The sequence below is a fragment of the Burkholderia sp. AU33423 genome (genome assembly GCF_002223135.1).
Classification (GTDB): domain Bacteria; phylum Pseudomonadota; class Gammaproteobacteria; order Burkholderiales; family Burkholderiaceae; genus Burkholderia; species Burkholderia lata_D.
Genome location: NZ_NKFH01000010.1, coordinates 616,342 through 632,447, shown reverse-complemented (window position 1 = coordinate 632,447; position 16,106 = coordinate 616,342). Strand labels below are relative to the sequence as shown.

The following is a 16,106-nucleotide window of genomic DNA, read 5'->3' as shown; positions in this document are numbered from 1 at the left end:
GTTAGATCATAGCGCTGCACTGATCTCGAGCTGTCAAGAACTGTCAAAATGTGACATGCGGCTCGGCACGGTTGATCCTGCTTCCTCGGGCCGCGACGGTTGGCGCCATCAAAAATGTGCTCCTACCTGGGACGTTTGTTAAATAGCTTGAATGCCCGCCAACGTGCGAATGATTGGGCGTCTTCTCATGGCCCTCGATCACGTCGCCGCGACTAGCGCGTTGAACGACGTATCCCACAGCGGCGCCACATTGGCCGGCCCATCCAGCACACCGATCCGAGCGAACACATCCGCGACCTGCTGATGCTGCGCCACCACGTCGGGCGTCACCGGCAGCAGCGCGTAGTCTTCGCTGCGCTGGTCGAACATCGCGACGAGATCGGCAACCGGCACGCGCGTCTCGCTGTTCTGCACGAGCGCATAGTCGCGGAAATGCCCGTTCGCCCACGCATACGCGCGCCGGAATCGCAGCAGCAGATCGCCCGTCGCCGCGCGACGGCGCGCATCGTCGAGCGTGCGCGGGTTCGCATAGACCGGAAAGTTGCCCGACAGATAACCCTTCCCCGTCTTCAGCACGCGCGCACCGTAGCGATTGCGCGCGAGCTGGCCGTTGTAGCCGTAGATCGCCCATGCGTCGATGTCGCCGCGATCGTAGGCGGACAAGCCATCGGTCGGCGACAGGTTGATCGGCTGGATATCGTCGAAGCTCAGGCCGGCCTCCTTGAGCTGGCGATACAGGAAGTAGTGCGACGTCGTCGCACGCACGTACCCGACACGCTTGCCCTTCAGGTCCGCGATGCTGCGGATCGGCGTGTCCTTGCGCGCGAGCGTGACCTGGTTGTTCAGGTCTTCGCGCACACGGGTGATGAGCCGCACGTTGGCCTTCTGTCGCGCGGCGAACACGGCCGGAATTTCGCTACCCGAACCGATGTCGAGCGCATCCGCGTTGAGCGCCTCGATGTGCAGCACGCCGTTGTTCAGCTCGCGCCAGTCGATCCGGTACGGTGTGTCGGCCAGCCCCGCCGCCTGCAACAGCGCGCGCCAGCCGCCCTTGTAGGTTGCGACGCGCAACGTGGTGCCGGCGAGATCGGTGTTGATCGCGGGCGTGGCGGAGGCGGCCTTCGCGGCCCATGGCGCCGCCGCCACGGCGGCACCGGCAAGCAGCAAACGGCGACGTGCCGCCGAAATTGACGACATCGGATACTCCTGTCGGTCGATCAAACGGAAAGTGACAAATGCCGCGTCAATGCAGCACCGGAAATCCGTGGCGCTCGGCCAGCAGTTCGAGGATGCGGCGCGCGTCGGTGACGAAGCGCACGTCGCCGAGCGTCTGTGCGTCGTCCGGCGCCGGCTGGTCGCGGCCGAGCACGAGGACCGGCAGCCCCTGGTGCGCATCGTCGAGCGCGTCGATCACCGCGTGCCGCGGCCGCTCGAAGCCGACACGTTTCACGTCGATTCGACCCGCGTGATCGGGCGCGCTCGCCAGCAGCCCCTCGATCGACAGTCCATGCGGGCAGACGAAGCGCTGGCCCGGATGCTTCGGATCGGCAAAGCCCGGTTCCAGCAGAAACAGCACATCGCGACTCATGACAGACGGCTCCCGTGTTCGTTGTCCAGCCGGGATGAATGGGCTGGGGCGCCCTTCTGCTCCCGGAGCATGCCGGCCCGAGGCCGGATGCCCGACTCTACCGTCATGCGTCGCACGGCCCTACCAACGTTTTGCGGAATCGATATGCGGCCGCACGTAGCGCATCGGGCGAGCGCCGCACAGCGGGCGTTGCGTAAAAACATCGCGCGCCGGGCCGCAGGTATTGCGCACATCGAACGATTTCATCGATCGATATGACGGCGCCCACGTGTATCCGGGGCTCGACGTTCGCCGTTCGCGCGATGCGTTCGTCGCAGCATGGGTACCGGACGCGATCACGGCGCACATGCCGGGTTTGCGGCAACACACATTGCAAATCGGCCGCGCGGCGATTTGCAAACCACGGATCGACCGTTCGCCGGCACCGCCGTCGTCAATAGGATCGTGATCCTCGCAGATGTACCCATAAAAACAGAGGATAGTCATGATCAAAAAATCGGTAGTCCTGGGTTTGGTTTCGATCGGTTCGGTCAGCGCGCATGCGCAGAGTTCGGTCACGTTGTACGGCGTCGTCGATGCCGGTTTCGCTTATACGAACAATCTGGGTGGCGCGAGCAACATCCAGCAGACGAGCGGCAAGCTGAGCGGCAGCCGCTGGGGCCTGAAAGGCGTGGAAGATCTCGGCGGCGGCCTGCAGGCGGTCTTCACGCTCGAAAGCGGATTCCGGCCGAGCGACGGCGGGCTCGGCCAGGGCGGCCGCCTGTTCGGCCGCTCCGCATACGTGGGTCTCGCCAGCAAGGGGCTCGGCACGCTGACCTTCGGCCGCCAGTACGAGCCGATCACCGACCTCGTTGCGCAGTACTCGGGGTCCGGCTTCTGGTCGCCGGCCACGCACGTGGGCGACAACGACAACATGAACCAGAGCTTCCGGCTGAACAATGCGGTGAAGTTCCGCAGCGACACGATCGCCGGCTTCACGGCCGACCTGCTCTATGCGTTCAGCAACCAGGCCAACGGTGGAGCGGGCACCGGATTCTCGAACAACAACGCGTGGGGCGCGTCGGCGAACTACGTGAACGGACCGTTGTCGGTGGGCGCCGGCTATGTCCGCATCAATCATCCGAATTCGACGTCGAATACGAGCGGCGCGGTGGGCGGTGCGACCTCCACCACCGGCAACGATTACAGCGGCGGATTCTTCTACGGGCTGAACGGCGGCGTGCTCAAGCAGCAGATCGGCGTGGCCGGCGCGAACTACGCGCTCGGCCGTGCGACGCTGGGCTACGCGTGGAGCCACACGCAGCTCGACTACCTCGACGGCTCGTCGCGCAAGTTCAACAACTACGACGTGAACGCGCGTTACCAGATCACGCCGGCCGCCACGCTGATCGGCGTCTACACGTTCACCGACGGGCGCGCGAGCGGCCTGCCGGGCACCAGCGGCCAGACGCTGAAACCGCGCTGGCACCAGTTCACGCTCGGGTTCGACTACGCGCTGTCGAAACGCACCGATATCTACCTGTCCGGCATCTACCAGCTCGCGGCCGGCGACGCGAGCACGGCAACGTCGGGCGGCTATCGCAAGATCGCGGCGATCTCGAACATCGGCAGCGCGTCGTCGACGAACCGCCAGGTCGCGTTCGTCACGGGGCTGCGCGTGAAGTTCTGACAGCGCGTGTATCGGGCGCGGTGCAGCGTGGTGCGATAAGCAAAGCGGGAATCGTTGTTTGTCGCACCGGGTTCGGTTGCCGAGAATGGGCGTTTGCCCGCGTGCTGCCCCGGCGCACGATACGCATTCGACCATGACCGACTCCCGTTTCCCGCCCCATCCACCGCGCAGCAGCCGGCGCGCAGCACTGCGCCGGCTCGCCGGCGGATGGGCGGCAGCGATGCTGCCTGCCCGCGGCGCGCTGGCGAGCCAGCCGCTCGCCCCGCTCTCTTCGCTCGACGTGCCGCCATGGACACGCGGACCGGGTGCGCCGCTACTGTCGCCACCCTACGGCGTGCCGGGGCCGCACGAACGCGACGTGATCCGCCGCAGTGCCCGCACGCCGGCATTGCCCGGCTCCGGCTCGTCGATGACGCCGCTCGCCGACCTGTTCGGCGACATCACGCCGAACGGCCTCGTCTACGAGCGTCATCATGCGGGCGTGCCGGAGATCGATGCGCAGCGTCATCGCATCGTCGTGCACGGCCTCGTGCGCGAGCCGCGCGTGTTCACGATCGACGACCTGCTGCGCTTTCCGTCCGAATCGCGGATCCACTTCCTCGAATGCTCTGGCAACACCGGCAGCGAATGGAACGGCCCGAGCGGGCTGCCCGTTCAGTTCACGCATGGGCTGCTGTCGTGCTGCGAATGGACGGGCGTCCGGCTGTCGACGCTGCTCGACGAAACCGGCATCGATCCGGACGCGCGCTGGCTGCTCGCCGAAGGCGCCGACGGTGCGGCAATGACGCGCAGCCTGCCGCTTGACCGGGTCCTCGAGCGCGCACTCGTCGTCTATGCGCAGAATGGCGAACGGCTGCGCCCCGAGAACGGTGATCCGGTACGGCTGATCGTGCCGGGTTTCGAAGGCAACACGAACATCAAGTGGCTGCGGCGGCTGAAGCTGGTGCGCGCGCCGGAGATGACGCGCGAGGAAACGTCGAAATACACGAACCTGCTGCCTGACGGCTGCGCCCGCCAGTTCGTGTTCGAGATGGATGCGAAGTCGGTCATCACACGGCCGTCGGCCGGCCATCGGCTCGCCGCGCACGGCTATTACCCGATCGGCGGCTACGCGTGGTCGGGACGCGGCCGGATTCGCGCGGTCGACGTCTCGACCGACGGCGGCCGCACATGGCGGCCCGCGCGACTCGCTGGCGACGTGCGCGATCGCGCGCTGACGCGCTTCGAAGCCGACTGGATCTGGAGCGGCGAGCCGGCCGACCTGCAAAGCCGCGCCACCGACGACACCGGCTATGTGCAGCCAACCCGAGAGGCGCTCGTCGCCGTGCGCGGCGTCAACTCGCAGTACCACTACAACGGCATCCAGAACTGGCGCGTCGACGCGGACGGCGAGGTGCGCAATGCGTAAACCGCTTGCCTGCCTGCTCGTCGCATCCCTGGGCGTCCCGAGCGCATTCGGCGCGGGCTACGGTCTGGGCCAGCCGGTCGACCGTGCGGCGCTCGCGGCGTGGGACATCGACGTCGCGCCCGACGGCAGCGGCCTGCCGCCCGGCTCGGGCACGGTCGCGCGCGGCGCTCACGTGTTCGCGGACAAATGCGCGATGTGCCACGGCGCCGGCGGCGAAGGCGGCGTTGGCGATCCGCTCGTCGGCGGACTGGGCTCGCTCGCGAGCGCCAAGCCGAAAAAGACGGTCGGCAGCTACTGGCCGTACGCGACGACGCTGTTCGACTACATCTGCCGCGCGATGCCGTACAACGCGCCGCAATCGCTGAGCGCAGACGAAGTCTATGCGGTCACCGCGTATGTCCTCCATCTGAATGGCATTGTGCCCAGCGATGCACGGCTCGACGCGCGCACGCTGCCGCGCGTGCGGATGCCGAACCGCGACGGGTTCGTGTCCGATCCGAGGCCCGGCACGCTATGACGCGGCACGAACCACGCGCAGGCACATCGTGCATGACACCCGGGCGATTCGCCACCGCACGTGCGTCGCGTTGTCGTCCGGACCCTGTCCAACCCGCAAGGAAGCCTTCATGAGCGACACTTCCCTCGCCGCTCCGGTCGCGCCGTCGCCGTTCGTCGACGTTCGCTCACCGGCGGATTTCCCCGACAGCCCGGTGTCGCGCGTCCTCGCGCAGCCGCTGATGCTCGGGCTGTTCCTGCCGATCCAGGCCGGCGGCTGGAGCGCGTCGACGCTGCCGCGCACGACCGACTGGACCTTCGACTACAACGCCGACCTGGTCGCGCGCGCGGAGGCCCTCGGCTTCGATCTCGTGTTCGCGCTGTCGCAGTGGCTGCCGAAAGGCGGTTACGGCGGCGTGTTCGACGGCCAAGCGCTCGACTCGTTTATGACGCTGGCCGCGCTGACCGCGCGTACCGAACGGATCATCCTCGTCGCAACGAGCCACGTGCTCTACGGGCCATGGCATCCGCTGCATTTCGCGAAGTTCACCGCGACGCTCGATCACATCTCGCGCGGGCGCTGGGGCATCAACGTCGTGACCGGCCACCGCGCAATCGAGCACGAGATGTTCGGCTGGAACCGGATCGAACACAACCGGCGCTACGAAATGGCCGCCGAATTTCTCGATGCGGTCCAGCAGTTGTGGGCGCAACCGGACAATTTCAGCTACACGCTGGCGCTGTCGAGCTGGCGGCTGGGCGGCGCATTCGTGACGCCGAAGCCGCGCTACGGTCGCCCGCTGCTGATCAACGCGACGGGCTCCGATGCGGGCATCGACTTCGCGGCACGCTATTCGGACATCGTATTCGTCACGAGCCCGGCCGGCCCGGATGCCGAACGCGCGCTCGACGCCCTGCCCGCGCATACCGCACGCGTGAAGGCCGCTGCTGCTGCGCGCGGCCGGACGATCCGCACGCTGCTCAACCCGCTCGTGATCTGCCGCGAAACGGCAGCCGAAGCGCGCGCGTACCGCGATGCAATCGTCGCGCACGCGGATGAAGGCAGCTTTCATCGCTTCGACAGCGATGCGCATGCGTGGCGCGGCGGCTTCGACCAGCGCTCCCAGGCGGCCACGCGCGCGATCGGCGGCAATATCTCGATCACGGGCTCGCCCGAGGAAGTCGCCGATACGATCGTGCGGCTGCATCGCGCGGGTATCGACGGCATCCAGCTGAGCTTCTACGACTTCAAGCCCGATCTCGACTTCTTTGGTGAGCGCGTGCTGCCGCTACTGCGCGCCGCAGGTTTGCGGCGCTGACGTCAAGCGGCCGTTTCGGTACGGGCGGTGGTGTCGTGGCGTACGGGCCGCCGCAGCCCCAGATGCTCGCGCAGCGTATGGCCCGCATAGTCGTTGCGAAACAGCCCGCGGCGGCGCAACTCGGGCAGCACCAGCGCGATGAAATCGTCGAGGCCACCGGGCAACGTCGGCGCCATCACGTTGTAGCCGTCCGCGCCGTAACGCACGAAGCGCTCTTCGAGCTGGTCGACGATCTGTTCCGGCGTGCCGACGAGCTGCCAGTGGCCGCGCGCGCCTGCGACACGCAAATAGAGTTCGCGGATCGTCAGGTTTTCGCGGCGCGCGAGCTCGATCGTCAGTGCCTGCCGGCTCTTGCTGGCGTTCGTCTCCGGCAGCGGCGGAATCGGACCGTCGAGCGGATACGCGGACAGGTCGAATCCACCGGTGAGGCCCGATACGAGCGCGAGCCCGACCGTCGGGTCGATCAACGACTGCAACGCGTCGAATTTCTCCCTCGCTTCGCTTTCGGTACGGCCCACCACCGGAAACACGCCAGGCATGATCTTCAGCGTATCGGGATCGCGGCCGAACGTCGCGAGCTGGCCCTTCACGTCCGCATAAAACGCGACCGCGTCGTCGAGCGTCTGCTGCGCGGTGAAGATCACCTCGGCCGTGCGCGCGGCCAGCCGCGTACCCGCCGGCGACGAACCGGCCTGCACGACGACGGGGTGTCCCTGCGGCGGCCGCGCGACATTCAAGGGCCCGCGCACCTGGAAGAAGCGGCCGCGATGGTCGAGCACGTGGCGCTTGTTCGGATCGAAGAAGCGGCCCGATGCGCGATCGCGCACGAACGCATCGTCGTCCCAGCTATCCCAGAGGCCACGCACGACATCCGCGAACTCCTCCGCACGCGCATAGCGTTCGGCGTGATCGAAATGCGCGTCGCGATTGAAATTGCGCGCCTCGTGCTCACTCGACGACGTGACGAGGTTCCAGCCCGCTCGACCGCCGCTGATGTGGTCGAGCGATGCGAACTTGCGCGCGATGTGGAACGGCTCGTTGAAACTCGTCGACGCGGTGCCGACGAGGCCGATCCGCTCGGTGACCGCCGCGAGCGCCGACAGCAGCGTCAGCGGCTCGAATTGTGCGATGTAGCTGTGCGCGGTGCGACTCAGGAACTCGACGTCGTCTCCGCGCGTGCCCACGCCGTCGGCAAGAAACACGAGATCGAATTTCGCGGCCTCGGCCGCCTGGGCAAGCCGCACGTAGTGGCGAAAATCGACGCCTGCGTCGGCCTGCGAACCGGGATGGCGCCACGCGGCGATGTGATGGCCGGTCGGGTACAGGAATGCGCCGAGATGCAGGTATCCGGTGCGGGTCGTCATCGGGACGGGTTTCCAAAAAAGAGGACCGCGCGCGGCCAGGTCAGAACACGCGGCCTTCGGTCAGGTGTGTCGTCACGCCGTTCAGCTCGTAGTCGCCGATCACGCGCGCCTTGTGCAGCAGCGGGTTGTGACTGAAGATCGTGCGCAGGTTGCGCCAGTGCCGGTCGAGGTTGTGTTCGCGCGCCGTCGCCGACGCGCCGCCGACTTCGAACAGCCGCTCCGCCGCATGCAGCGCAAGCTTGCTGACGATGAGCTGCGTGCGTGCCGTTGCGAGCGCGCTGTCGAGCACAAGGGCATGCGCATCGGCGTCGCCGGCTTCGATCGCGTCGGCGGAACGGTCGAGCGTCCGCGCGTTTTCGCGCACGAGCCCGTCGATCGCGTGGCTGTGCGCGGACAGCTCGCCGACGACCTGCTGGATGAAATGATCGTCGCGCGCGGTCGGCGCCGGGCTGTGCAGCACCGGGCGGCCGTGCGCGAGCACGTAGCGGCGCGCATCGGCAACCACGTTGCGCACGATGCCCGCGCCCGTCGCGACGAGATGCAGCTGCCGCAGCGCGCCGCAATGGCGGCCGACGAGCGTCGAGCCGTCGCGCGCGGCGACTTCATCCGCGAACACCTGCACGTCGTTCAGCAGCAGGCTGCCGCTCGCGGTCATGCGCTGGCCCATGCCGTCCCAGTCGTCGAGCACCTGCACGCCGTCCCGCGCGACAGGAATGATCACGGCGACCGCGTCGCCCTGCTCGTTCTCCACGTTGATGCGCGCGAAATCGGCAAACGCGGTGCCGGTCGAATAGTATTTGCGGCCCGTCACGCGATAGTGATCGCCGTCCCGACGCAACACCGTGGTGTTCTCGCCGGGCCGCGACGTGCCGCGCTCGGTCGACGCGCCGCCGAAGATCGCGCCGGCCAGCGCCCGCTCGAGCTGCACGTCGTTGAACGGCGTGCGCGGCGATAGCCGCAGCGTCTCGATCTGGTCGTAGTGGATCCGCAGCGCGTGCGCGAGATTCGAATCGGCGGCGGCCAGCGTCGCGATCGTGTCGAACAGATCGACCAGCGTGCCGCCGAGGCCGCCGCGTTCAACCGGAATCCGCAGCACGCCCAGCGCCGAGCGGCGGAAGATCGCAAACCCATCGAACGGCAGTTCGCGACGCGCCTCGCGTTGCGCGGCATCCTGCCCAATCGCATTCGCGAGATCGGGTAGCGCGGCAAGCGCGTCGCGCAACGTGTCGCGCGGATCGACGGCATCACGGGCAGTCATTCGGCAAGTCCTTGTTCGGGAAGATCGGGCGCTGCGCAGCGCGATCGCGGCACGCGCGAACCGCCGCATGCGCAGCATCGCAAAGTATAGGGACGCAACTGACGCGCGCGAAAAACCGATTTCAGCTTACGTTATGCCCGCGCCGGGATTGATCGCGGAGATGCGCGTCGCGCGTCGCCCGCCCCGCGGATAAGCGGCCGCGCGGGATCCCGCACCGGCCGCGAGATCTTGTCTTTGCCGGTGCATTCCGCCACGAGCGCCCCGGTGTCAGCGCCGCGCCGCAAAGGCATCGATCCCGGTCTGCTCCGCGGACCACGCCCACAGACGTGCCGCCTGCTCCGGATCGATCGCATGCGGCCGCACGCCCGACTCCTCGTTTCCCTGCGTGACAACCGCGACGTCGCAATCCTCGCAATAGACCCCGCCGATCCCGGCAAGGCGCGGCGACGTTGCGGCCCAGACCTGGGTTGCCGCCCCTTGGGCAGGCGTCTTGAAGGTCGGATCGATCGGCACGCCGTGCTCGTCCACCCAGCCCTGCGCCATCATCTCTTCGCGCGTCAGATGACGCTGCAGAGGTGTTGCGATCTTGCCCGGATGCAGGGAATAGGCGCGCACGCCAAACGGTGTGCCGAGCACGTCGAGCTGCACCGCGAACAGCGCGTTGGCGGTCTTCGACTGCCCGTACGCCAGCCATTTGTCGTAGCCGTGCGCGAACTGAACGTCATCCCAGCGAATCGGTGACAGCCGATGCCCGAGCGACGACACCGCGACCACGCGGGCGCCGTCTCCCTGCGCGAGCACGGGCCACAATCCGTTGACGAGCGCGTAGTGCCCAAGATGGTTGACGGCCATCTGCGCTTCGCGGCCATCGCCGACACGCGTCTCCGGACACGCCATGACGCCCGCGCTGTTGATGACGATGTCCACGTCGCGGCGCGCCTCGACGAACCGCGCCGCGAATGCCGCTACGCTCGCGAGATCGGCGAGGTCAAGCGCCGCAACCTCCACACCGTCGATGCCACGCGTTGCTTCGCGCGCGGCATCGATGCTCCGTGCGCCGACGATGACAGTCGCACCGGCTTCCGCCAGTGCGCGCGTCGTTTCCAGGCCGAGACCCGAATGGCCGCCCGTGACGATCGCGGTCTTGCCGTGAAGGTCAAGACCGGCCAGTACGTCGCTTGCCGTCGATGCGGCGCCGAATCCGGAATGAAGGGGGTGTTGCCTGCTCGTCATTGAAGGCTCCTGGAACGATGCGTGAAGCACGCGCCCGCCTGTCGGCCGCGTCACTGCACGAAGCCATTCTCCGGCGACGCCCCCCGGACTGTGAATGCAATAGAATCCGGTTTTTCGTCGAGATCGTCCGGAGCGTGAGCGTGGATCCTCTATCGGAAGTGCTGTCGCTGCTGGAAACGCGCGATTCGTATTTCACCGGCCTGAGAGCAGGCGGCGCGTGGGCGGTTGCCATTCCACCGCCCGACGGAATCAAGTTCAACGCGGTTGTCGAAGGAAGTTGCTGGCTGACCGTCGACGGCGCCGGACCGCCCATCCAGCTGCGCACGGGAGACTGCTTCCTGCTCGCCTCGCCGCGGGCATTTTCGCTGGCGAGCGATCCATCGGTTACGCCGGTGCCTGCAGCCGACGTGTACCGGAACGTCGAACGCGGTATCGCGCACTATGGCGAACCGGTGAACTGCTTCCTGATCGGGGGGCGCTTCTCATACGAGGAAGGTATGCCGTTGCTGCTGGGCAGCCTGCCGCCCGTGGTGGTCGCGAGCGGTGACTCGGAGCAGGCAGCGGTGCTGCGCTGGGCGCTGCAGCGGCTCGCGCATGAGTTCGGCAAGCCATCGCCGGGAGCGTCGTTGATGGTTCGGCATCTCGGTCACATGATGCTGGTCGAGATCCTGCGGCGCTACGTGGACGACGGCGCGAACAGCGATGTCGGGTGGCTTGCCGGGTTCGCGGATTCCCGGGTGAGCACGGCACTCGTCGCCATTCATGCGGAGCCTGCGCGACGCTGGACGGTCGACGAACTCGCGACCTGCTGCCACGTATCGCGTTCGACGTTCGCGCTGCATTTCAAGCGGCGACTGGGATTCGGGCCGCTCGAGTACGTCCTGCGCTGGCGCGTGCAGCTCGCGATGCGGGAGCTGCGACGCTCGAACGCGTCGATATCGGCGATCGCGCAGATGCTCGGCTACGACTCGGATAGCGCGTTCGGGCATGCATTCAAGCGCATCGTGGGCTGCTCTCCCCGCGCGTATCGCCATGACTTTGCGAGCGAGTCCGGCGGTTAGCAGGCCGTTGAAATAGCGCTCGGTCGGATGCCTGTTCGATCCCGCGTTTCGCGGCGATCACGGCGACGCTCTCGATTTCAGTTCGATAGCCGCATTCCCGCGCGTATCCATGGCGTTGGGCGTCTGAGGGCGTCCATTTCAATGCATGACGCGCCCGGCGGACGCAATGCGGCGAACGATCCTAATCGACGCGACGTGAAAACGAACTTCAACACGCCAGTCGGAAATTTGCGGATCGTTTGTCGCTGCAGCTTTTGTGAAGCGTAATGACAACATCAGATCGAGAATCGATCGATATTGGGAGCGTGTGCAGACCGCTGGTCAACGGTCTGCACTGAAAGGATGTGCCGTCTATTGGAATATTGGAAAAGTGGGCGGCCCTCGGAACAAGGCGCAATTGGAACAAAATTCTGCGCCGCTGATAACTGTCAATATTGACAGGGGTTGTTCCAATTTGAGTGGTTACCGAGTCGACGACAGCACCGCCTCGCCGATTCTTTCCGTTTGAAAATGGGCGGATGATCTTTTACGCGTGACGCCATTTTGCCAATGTAGGCAGTTCGCGCTCGGCGGCCGGATCGTCCAGGCGGATCCAGCTATGAAACGTGCCGTGCCATCCCGGAACGGGTAGCGGGGCCGCGCAGCGAATGTCCGCGAGGCCCGGCCGATAGGCCTGAAATGGCCAGAATAGCGGCATGATGCGGCGCGCTTCCATGCCTTGGCGCAATTCGGCCGGTCCGCCCGCGTCGGACACGATATCGCATTGGAACGCCCAGTCCTCTTCGCTCCAGGCGAGAAATACACTGGGCGCGCCGACGGCATCGAACATCAGCACCGCGTCCTGATTGGGGCGCCAGTAGTATTCGACGATGCCTTCCCGCGCGGCCACCTCATCGATCAGTTTGACGATCCGTGGATCCCGGTAGGTCGCCCCCGCTTCATGCAGGCTGATGTGCCCGCGGGCCGCGCAGCACTTGCGTTTCGCGTCATCCAGCACGGTTGCCAGCTTGCGCGCCATCTCGACGTCGGTTTTCTTCAGATAGCAATCGATCAGCCCCGCGTTGAACGCGGCCACCGCCTCGCGCTCGTCGGCGATACCGGTGAGCAGGATTTTCATGCAGTTCGCGTTGCGGATGGAGGTCAGAAACTGGATGCCGTCGACCTCCGGCATCGAATAGTCGACGACCACCGCGCCCACCGCCTCGAATCGGGCGGGATCGGCGAGCGCATCCTCGCCGATCGCATTCCCGCCTGATTTCTCCGCACCGAAATAGTCCGCGGCCGTGGGTGGCGTCTCCGCGTCACGCGACGACACGAAGTCGAGCGCCGCCTGGGGGTGCGTAAAAAAGCGGTTCAGGCGTTCGTCCGGAAATGCGCCCCGCAGCGCCTGCAGGAAATCCGGATTGTCGTCGACAAATACCACGGACACGGGGTAAAGCACCGGCTGCCTAACGAAGGGTTGCATAAGAGTCTCGATAAATCAGCAGAAGAGGATGCGGTATCGGAGACGCTTCACCGCGAATGATTATCGCGGCAATTATCCGGCGAAAGTGGGACGCACATCAACTGCTTCTCATTCGCGAATTCGGCATGTTTCGATCGCGCGCTCGGGAGAATTGCACGGGGAGAATCGGGCCATTCCTTCTCGTTGAAGGAATGCGCCGCTGCCGCCAGTAGCGATTCAAGGAGTTATCCATGTTGACGCGAGACGCAATTCTTCACGTCCTTTCCAACGAAACGGCACATCTGTCCGAGAAAACCTTCCACCATGTGGTCGACATTTACCTCAAGGATTCCAATGCCTTCATGAATACCTATTTCGCACGCTATTTCGAATGGCAGGGCGTGTGCCGTGAACGCTGGTTTCACGAATGCATCCACAACAACCTGATGGGGGCCGGCGGGGCATTCGTGACGAAGCGCGCGCATCAGGAATACATCCATGAGACGTTTCCGTTCCAGCGCGTGGATTGCTATCTCAATACGTTCGAGGTTCGGCAGTGTTCGGCCTATCTGCTGTTTCGCTTCTACGTTGACGGACGGCAGGTGTCGCTGGGGTATCAGCAGATCGTATTTGCCGGTTCCGACAAGCGGATCCGCCGGTTTCCGCCGGGCATCATCGAGCGGGTCAAGGCGTATGAACTGATCCTGCCGTCCACCGCGAAGTGAATGTGAGACCGCCCTACCCGACGCGATAGCGCGGGGGGAGCGCCGGCGGACCGTTCAATGTCGGGTCCGCCGGCGCACCGGGTTCCGGCAGCCGAATCATGAACGTGGTCCGGACGCCGGGGACGGATTCACACGTGATGGTGCCACCGAGCGCTTCACATACGCGGCGGCAAAAACTCAGGCCCATGCCGGCGCCGCGACCGTGCGACTTGGTTGAGAAAAAGGCGTCGAAGATTCGAGGGAGCACATCGGGGGCGATGCCCGGGCCCGTATCGCTGAAACGCACCACGCAGTAACCGTCGCTGCGATGCGCGTCGATCTCGATCTGCCCACGGCCGTTTGCGTGGATCGCGTACAGGGCGTTTTTCAGCAGGTTGAAGATGACGAAGATCACGAGCGAGTCGGATCCGAAAAACCGGATGTCGGTATCGATCGCGTCGACCGATACGCGGTCCCGCTCACCCGGACGGAAGGGAAAGCGATCCACGGCGGCGTCGACACAGGCCCGTATCGGATAGGTCGCGAAGCTGTGGCGATCGAGTCGGTCCAGCGTAAAGGACGCCAGGGACATCTCGACCACCGTACTCGTGGTGTCGACCTGGCGCCGGATCGACGACGCGAGCGTCGGTAGCCGCTCCAGCTGTCCAGGATACAAATCGTCGGCGCACAACCGGTGCTCCACCGCCAGCCGATATCCGCGCAGCAGCACCGGCAGGACGGTGCGCAGCTCGTCCGCGTGCAGGCCGATCGCCGCCAGCGGCGTGGCCACTTCGTGCGCGACCGTCGCGGCCAGGAGATAAGGGCCCATCAGGCCATAGCGGACGATCGACGTCGCGAGAATCCCGAGACTGATCGCGATAAACAGCACCCCCACCGGATAGAACTCGGCGCCGTAGTTCACGGCATAGTCGGTCGCCGCGAGCGAGTAGAGGCCCAGGCTGACGAGACATTGCGTGAGCAACTGCCGGACGTCTCGCGCCCGCCCCTGACGTCTAGCCTCGATCAGGAGCCAACCACTGCGGCCGACCAGGAGTACCGTCTGCACGACGTGCAACGGATGCAGTGGGCCCGCGTTGGGATACGGGCCAAAGAAATGCAGGCGGAATCCATCGACGACCGCATTGCTCGTGACCAGCAGCACGGCCAGCAGGACGCAGAGTCCGTAGGACGCGAATATGATCGGCCGCTCGTCCCGACGCGACACGATCTCCGTCATGAAATGATAGAAGGTCGTCGGCAGAAAAAGGATGAACAGGTAGCCTGCCTTGACCAACACGTTGGCGACGTCCGCGTCGGTCGTCTGGAACAGGAAGGCCCACGTTCCCTGCCAGACGAAGGTCGTCGCGCACATCAGGGCGAACGGGACGGATACCCGCGTGAGCCCCTTGGTGGCCAGCACGTAGAGGCCAAATCCGAGAAACAACGCAGATACAAACGCGGGCAAGATCGAATACATATGCGTGAATCCACCATGTTCACTGGTCGCGCACCACTGAACTGTCCTGGCCGGTGCCAGTCGCGAGAGTAGCACGCCGCGGTAGGCGAGCGAGCGCGGCGGCTTTGTCCACGGGGCCTCCGCGCATTACGACTGTTGCTCGCGCGGTGCTGGGTGCCGGGTAGCGTTGACCAGAATGAAATTGTCGCGGTTTGCGAAGCAAGGTTTTCACTTCGCCGTTCAACGTTGGCTGGAAGGTGCGAAGGCCTCGTGAATTCATGAGGCTGGACGTCGCGAATTCACGTTGTCACTGGCCGTGGTCTCCCCTGCAGTGCCGTTGCAGCGTTGGCAGTCTCTGTCGCGCGTCGTGCGAAACCTGGTTTTGGATCACACAACGCCACCGTGACGATAAGTTTTCTTATCACAATAGCTCGATCAGAGAGCCGAACTCGCATTTGCGCAAACGCCCCGCATGCAACGGGGCGTTCGCCTTTCAGCGCCCGATCGGCAACCCGGTCGGCTCGATCCAGCCCAGCTTGTAAGCGATCAGCAGCGACAGGAACAGCGTGACCGACAGCCCGACGCGTGCCGCGAGCGACCATGCCATCCGCTTGGACTTGCCGCGATCGTGATTCATGAAATACAGCGCGAAGATCAGGCTCGCGATGATCATCGCGAATGCCACGGAAACCAGCAGAGTTTTCATTGGTGATGCCCTTGAAGATCGGAATCGGCCTGAATCAGTTCGGCCAGTTTGTGCCGCTCGTCGGCGAGCGCACCGACGCCCGACGCCGGCCAGTCCAGCGCGACGCCATTGCCCAGCGAATCGCGCACGAGCGCCTGGTAGCGCCGGTCGTTGATCCGGCCGTGGTCGATCGTTTCCGCGATCTCACGCCGGAACGGCAGCGGGAAACTCGCGTACGCGCGCGACAGCGCCGCATATTGTCTCGCATCGATCTCTTTCGACGATGGTATGACAGTCCAGATCACCACAGCCACGATGGCCGTGAACGGGATCGCCGTGTAGCGAAGAATGAACTTGATCGGGGTCATGAAACGGTGGGCAGAAGTGATCGCGAATGCGGGCGGCGCGGCCCTTCGGCAGCG

Annotated in this window: 16 protein-coding genes; 6 read left to right on the top strand and 10 right to left on the bottom strand. The window is 65.4% G+C overall.

The annotated features are described in order from the left end of the window. Nucleotides 1–198: 198 nt before the first annotated feature. The 3 genes from CFB50_RS38105 to CFB50_RS38095 all read right to left on the bottom strand — a co-directional run bounded on the left by CFB50_RS38105 (nt 199) and on the right by CFB50_RS38095 (nt 2,074). A complete protein-coding gene (locus CFB50_RS38105) occupies nt 199–1,197 on the bottom strand; it encodes an ABC transporter substrate-binding protein (RefSeq protein WP_089449496.1) in 999 nt (332 codons plus the stop codon). A gap of 46 nt (nt 1,198–1,243) precedes the next feature. Beyond that, nucleotides 1,244–1,588 carry a DUF3088 domain-containing protein gene (locus CFB50_RS38100; RefSeq protein ID WP_069249546.1) on the bottom strand — a complete coding sequence of 115 codons (345 nt, stop codon included), beginning with the start codon at nt 1,586–1,588 and terminating at the stop codon, nt 1,244–1,246. A gap of 120 nt (nt 1,589–1,708) precedes the next feature. Continuing rightward, on the bottom strand, nt 1,709–2,074 hold the full coding sequence (locus CFB50_RS38095) for a hypothetical protein (RefSeq protein ID WP_166891747.1): 366 nt from the start codon (nt 2,072–2,074) through the stop codon (nt 1,709–1,711). Between CFB50_RS38095 and CFB50_RS38090 the strand changes: the two genes are divergently transcribed. From CFB50_RS38090 to CFB50_RS38075, 4 genes are all read left to right on the top strand, one after another. Further along, nucleotides 2,073–3,257, top strand: coding sequence for a porin (locus CFB50_RS38090; protein WP_089449494.1), 1,185 nt, complete (start codon nt 2,073–2,075; stop codon nt 3,255–3,257). The genes CFB50_RS38095 and CFB50_RS38090 overlap by 2 nt on opposite strands. A gap of 133 nt (nt 3,258–3,390) precedes the next feature. Continuing rightward, on the top strand, nt 3,391–4,665 hold the full coding sequence (gene soxC, locus CFB50_RS38085; protein ID WP_089449493.1) for a sulfite dehydrogenase: 1,275 nt from the start codon (nt 3,391–3,393) through the stop codon (nt 4,663–4,665). Further along, nucleotides 4,658–5,182 carry a c-type cytochrome gene (locus CFB50_RS38080; RefSeq protein WP_089449492.1) on the top strand — a complete coding sequence of 175 codons (525 nt, stop codon included), beginning with the start codon at nt 4,658–4,660 and terminating at the stop codon, nt 5,180–5,182. The genes soxC and CFB50_RS38080 overlap by 8 nt, the downstream gene beginning before the upstream one ends. Nucleotides 5,183–5,291: 109 nt before the next feature. After that, nucleotides 5,292–6,479, top strand: a complete 1,188-nt coding sequence (locus tag CFB50_RS38075) for an LLM class flavin-dependent oxidoreductase (protein ID WP_089449491.1) — start codon at nt 5,292–5,294, stop codon at nt 6,477–6,479. Between the two features lie 2 nt (nt 6,480–6,481). On the opposite strand, the gene CFB50_RS38070 is transcribed toward CFB50_RS38075, so the two are convergent. From CFB50_RS38070 to CFB50_RS38060, 3 genes are all read right to left on the bottom strand, one after another. Continuing rightward, complete coding sequence (locus tag CFB50_RS38070; protein WP_089449490.1) at nt 6,482–7,843, bottom strand: LLM class flavin-dependent oxidoreductase; 1,362 nt, start codon at nt 7,841–7,843, stop codon at nt 6,482–6,484. A 40-nt stretch (nt 7,844–7,883) separates the two neighbouring features. After that, complete coding sequence (locus tag CFB50_RS38065; RefSeq protein ID WP_089449489.1) at nt 7,884–9,101, bottom strand: acyl-CoA dehydrogenase family protein; 1,218 nt, start codon at nt 9,099–9,101, stop codon at nt 7,884–7,886. Between the two features lie 267 nt (nt 9,102–9,368). Further along, the gene (locus CFB50_RS38060) at nt 9,369–10,334 is read right to left on the bottom strand and encodes an SDR family NAD(P)-dependent oxidoreductase (protein ID WP_089449488.1); all 966 of its coding nucleotides are present in this window, start codon (nt 10,332–10,334) and stop codon (nt 9,369–9,371) included. Between the two features lie 140 nt (nt 10,335–10,474). Here CFB50_RS38060 and CFB50_RS38055 point away from each other — a divergent pair, with 140 nt between their 5' ends. Continuing rightward, nucleotides 10,475–11,395 carry an AraC family transcriptional regulator gene (locus CFB50_RS38055; RefSeq protein WP_089449487.1) on the top strand — a complete coding sequence of 307 codons (921 nt, stop codon included), beginning with the start codon at nt 10,475–10,477 and terminating at the stop codon, nt 11,393–11,395. Between the two features lie 526 nt (nt 11,396–11,921). Here the strand turns inward: CFB50_RS38055 and CFB50_RS38050 are convergent. Further along, on the bottom strand, nt 11,922–12,860 hold the full coding sequence (locus CFB50_RS38050; protein WP_089449486.1) for a response regulator: 939 nt from the start codon (nt 12,858–12,860) through the stop codon (nt 11,922–11,924). 230 nt (nt 12,861–13,090) lie between these two features. On the opposite strand from CFB50_RS38050, the gene CFB50_RS38045 reads away from it, so the two are divergent. Beyond that, on the top strand, nt 13,091–13,564 hold the full coding sequence (locus CFB50_RS38045) for an acyl-CoA thioesterase (RefSeq protein ID WP_089449485.1): 474 nt from the start codon (nt 13,091–13,093) through the stop codon (nt 13,562–13,564). Nucleotides 13,565–13,577: 13 nt separating this feature from the next. On the opposite strand, the gene CFB50_RS38040 is transcribed toward CFB50_RS38045, so the two are convergent. The 3 genes from CFB50_RS38040 to CFB50_RS38030 all read right to left on the bottom strand — a co-directional run bounded on the left by CFB50_RS38040 (nt 13,578) and on the right by CFB50_RS38030 (nt 16,052). Beyond that, the gene (locus CFB50_RS38040; RefSeq protein WP_089449484.1) at nt 13,578–15,020 is read right to left on the bottom strand and encodes a sensor histidine kinase; all 1,443 of its coding nucleotides are present in this window, start codon (nt 15,018–15,020) and stop codon (nt 13,578–13,580) included. Between the two features lie 472 nt (nt 15,021–15,492). Next, nucleotides 15,493–15,705, bottom strand: coding sequence for a twin transmembrane helix small protein (locus tag CFB50_RS38035; protein ID WP_006489184.1), 213 nt, complete (start codon nt 15,703–15,705; stop codon nt 15,493–15,495). Further along, entirely contained in the window at nt 15,702–16,052 is a 351-nt protein-coding gene (locus tag CFB50_RS38030; protein WP_089449483.1) for a hypothetical protein, read from the bottom strand. Before CFB50_RS38030 ends, CFB50_RS38035 begins: the two co-directional genes overlap by 4 nt. Between the last annotated feature and the right edge of the window lie 54 nt (nt 16,053–16,106).

Coding starts and splice junctions, on each gene's coding strand:
- soxC (WP_089449493.1), top strand. CDS start 3,391: ATGACCGACTCCCGTTTCCCGCCCCATCCACCGCGCAGCAGCCGGCGC.
- CFB50_RS38035 (WP_006489184.1), bottom strand. CDS start 15,705: ATGAAAACTCTGCTGGTTTCCGTGGCATTCGCGATGATCATCGCGAGC.
- CFB50_RS38050 (WP_089449486.1), bottom strand. CDS start 12,860: ATGCAACCCTTCGTTAGGCAGCCGGTGCTTTACCCCGTGTCCGTGGTA.
- CFB50_RS38095 (WP_166891747.1), bottom strand. CDS start 2,074: ATGACTATCCTCTGTTTTTATGGGTACATCTGCGAGGATCACGATCCT.
- CFB50_RS38105 (WP_089449496.1), bottom strand. CDS start 1,197: ATGTCGTCAATTTCGGCGGCACGTCGCCGTTTGCTGCTTGCCGGTGCC.
- CFB50_RS38080 (WP_089449492.1), top strand. CDS start 4,658: ATGCGTAAACCGCTTGCCTGCCTGCTCGTCGCATCCCTGGGCGTCCCG.
- CFB50_RS38030 (WP_089449483.1), bottom strand. CDS start 16,052: ATGACCCCGATCAAGTTCATTCTTCGCTACACGGCGATCCCGTTCACG.
- CFB50_RS38090 (WP_089449494.1), top strand. CDS start 2,073: ATGATCAAAAAATCGGTAGTCCTGGGTTTGGTTTCGATCGGTTCGGTC.
- CFB50_RS38060 (WP_089449488.1), bottom strand. CDS start 10,334: ATGACGAGCAGGCAACACCCCCTTCATTCCGGATTCGGCGCCGCATCG.
- CFB50_RS38045 (WP_089449485.1), top strand. CDS start 13,091: ATGTTGACGCGAGACGCAATTCTTCACGTCCTTTCCAACGAAACGGCA.
- CFB50_RS38040 (WP_089449484.1), bottom strand. CDS start 15,020: ATGTATTCGATCTTGCCCGCGTTTGTATCTGCGTTGTTTCTCGGATTT.
- CFB50_RS38100 (WP_069249546.1), bottom strand. CDS start 1,588: ATGAGTCGCGATGTGCTGTTTCTGCTGGAACCGGGCTTTGCCGATCCG.
- CFB50_RS38070 (WP_089449490.1), bottom strand. CDS start 7,843: ATGACGACCCGCACCGGATACCTGCATCTCGGCGCATTCCTGTACCCG.
- CFB50_RS38065 (WP_089449489.1), bottom strand. CDS start 9,101: ATGACTGCCCGTGATGCCGTCGATCCGCGCGACACGTTGCGCGACGCG.
- CFB50_RS38075 (WP_089449491.1), top strand. CDS start 5,292: ATGAGCGACACTTCCCTCGCCGCTCCGGTCGCGCCGTCGCCGTTCGTC.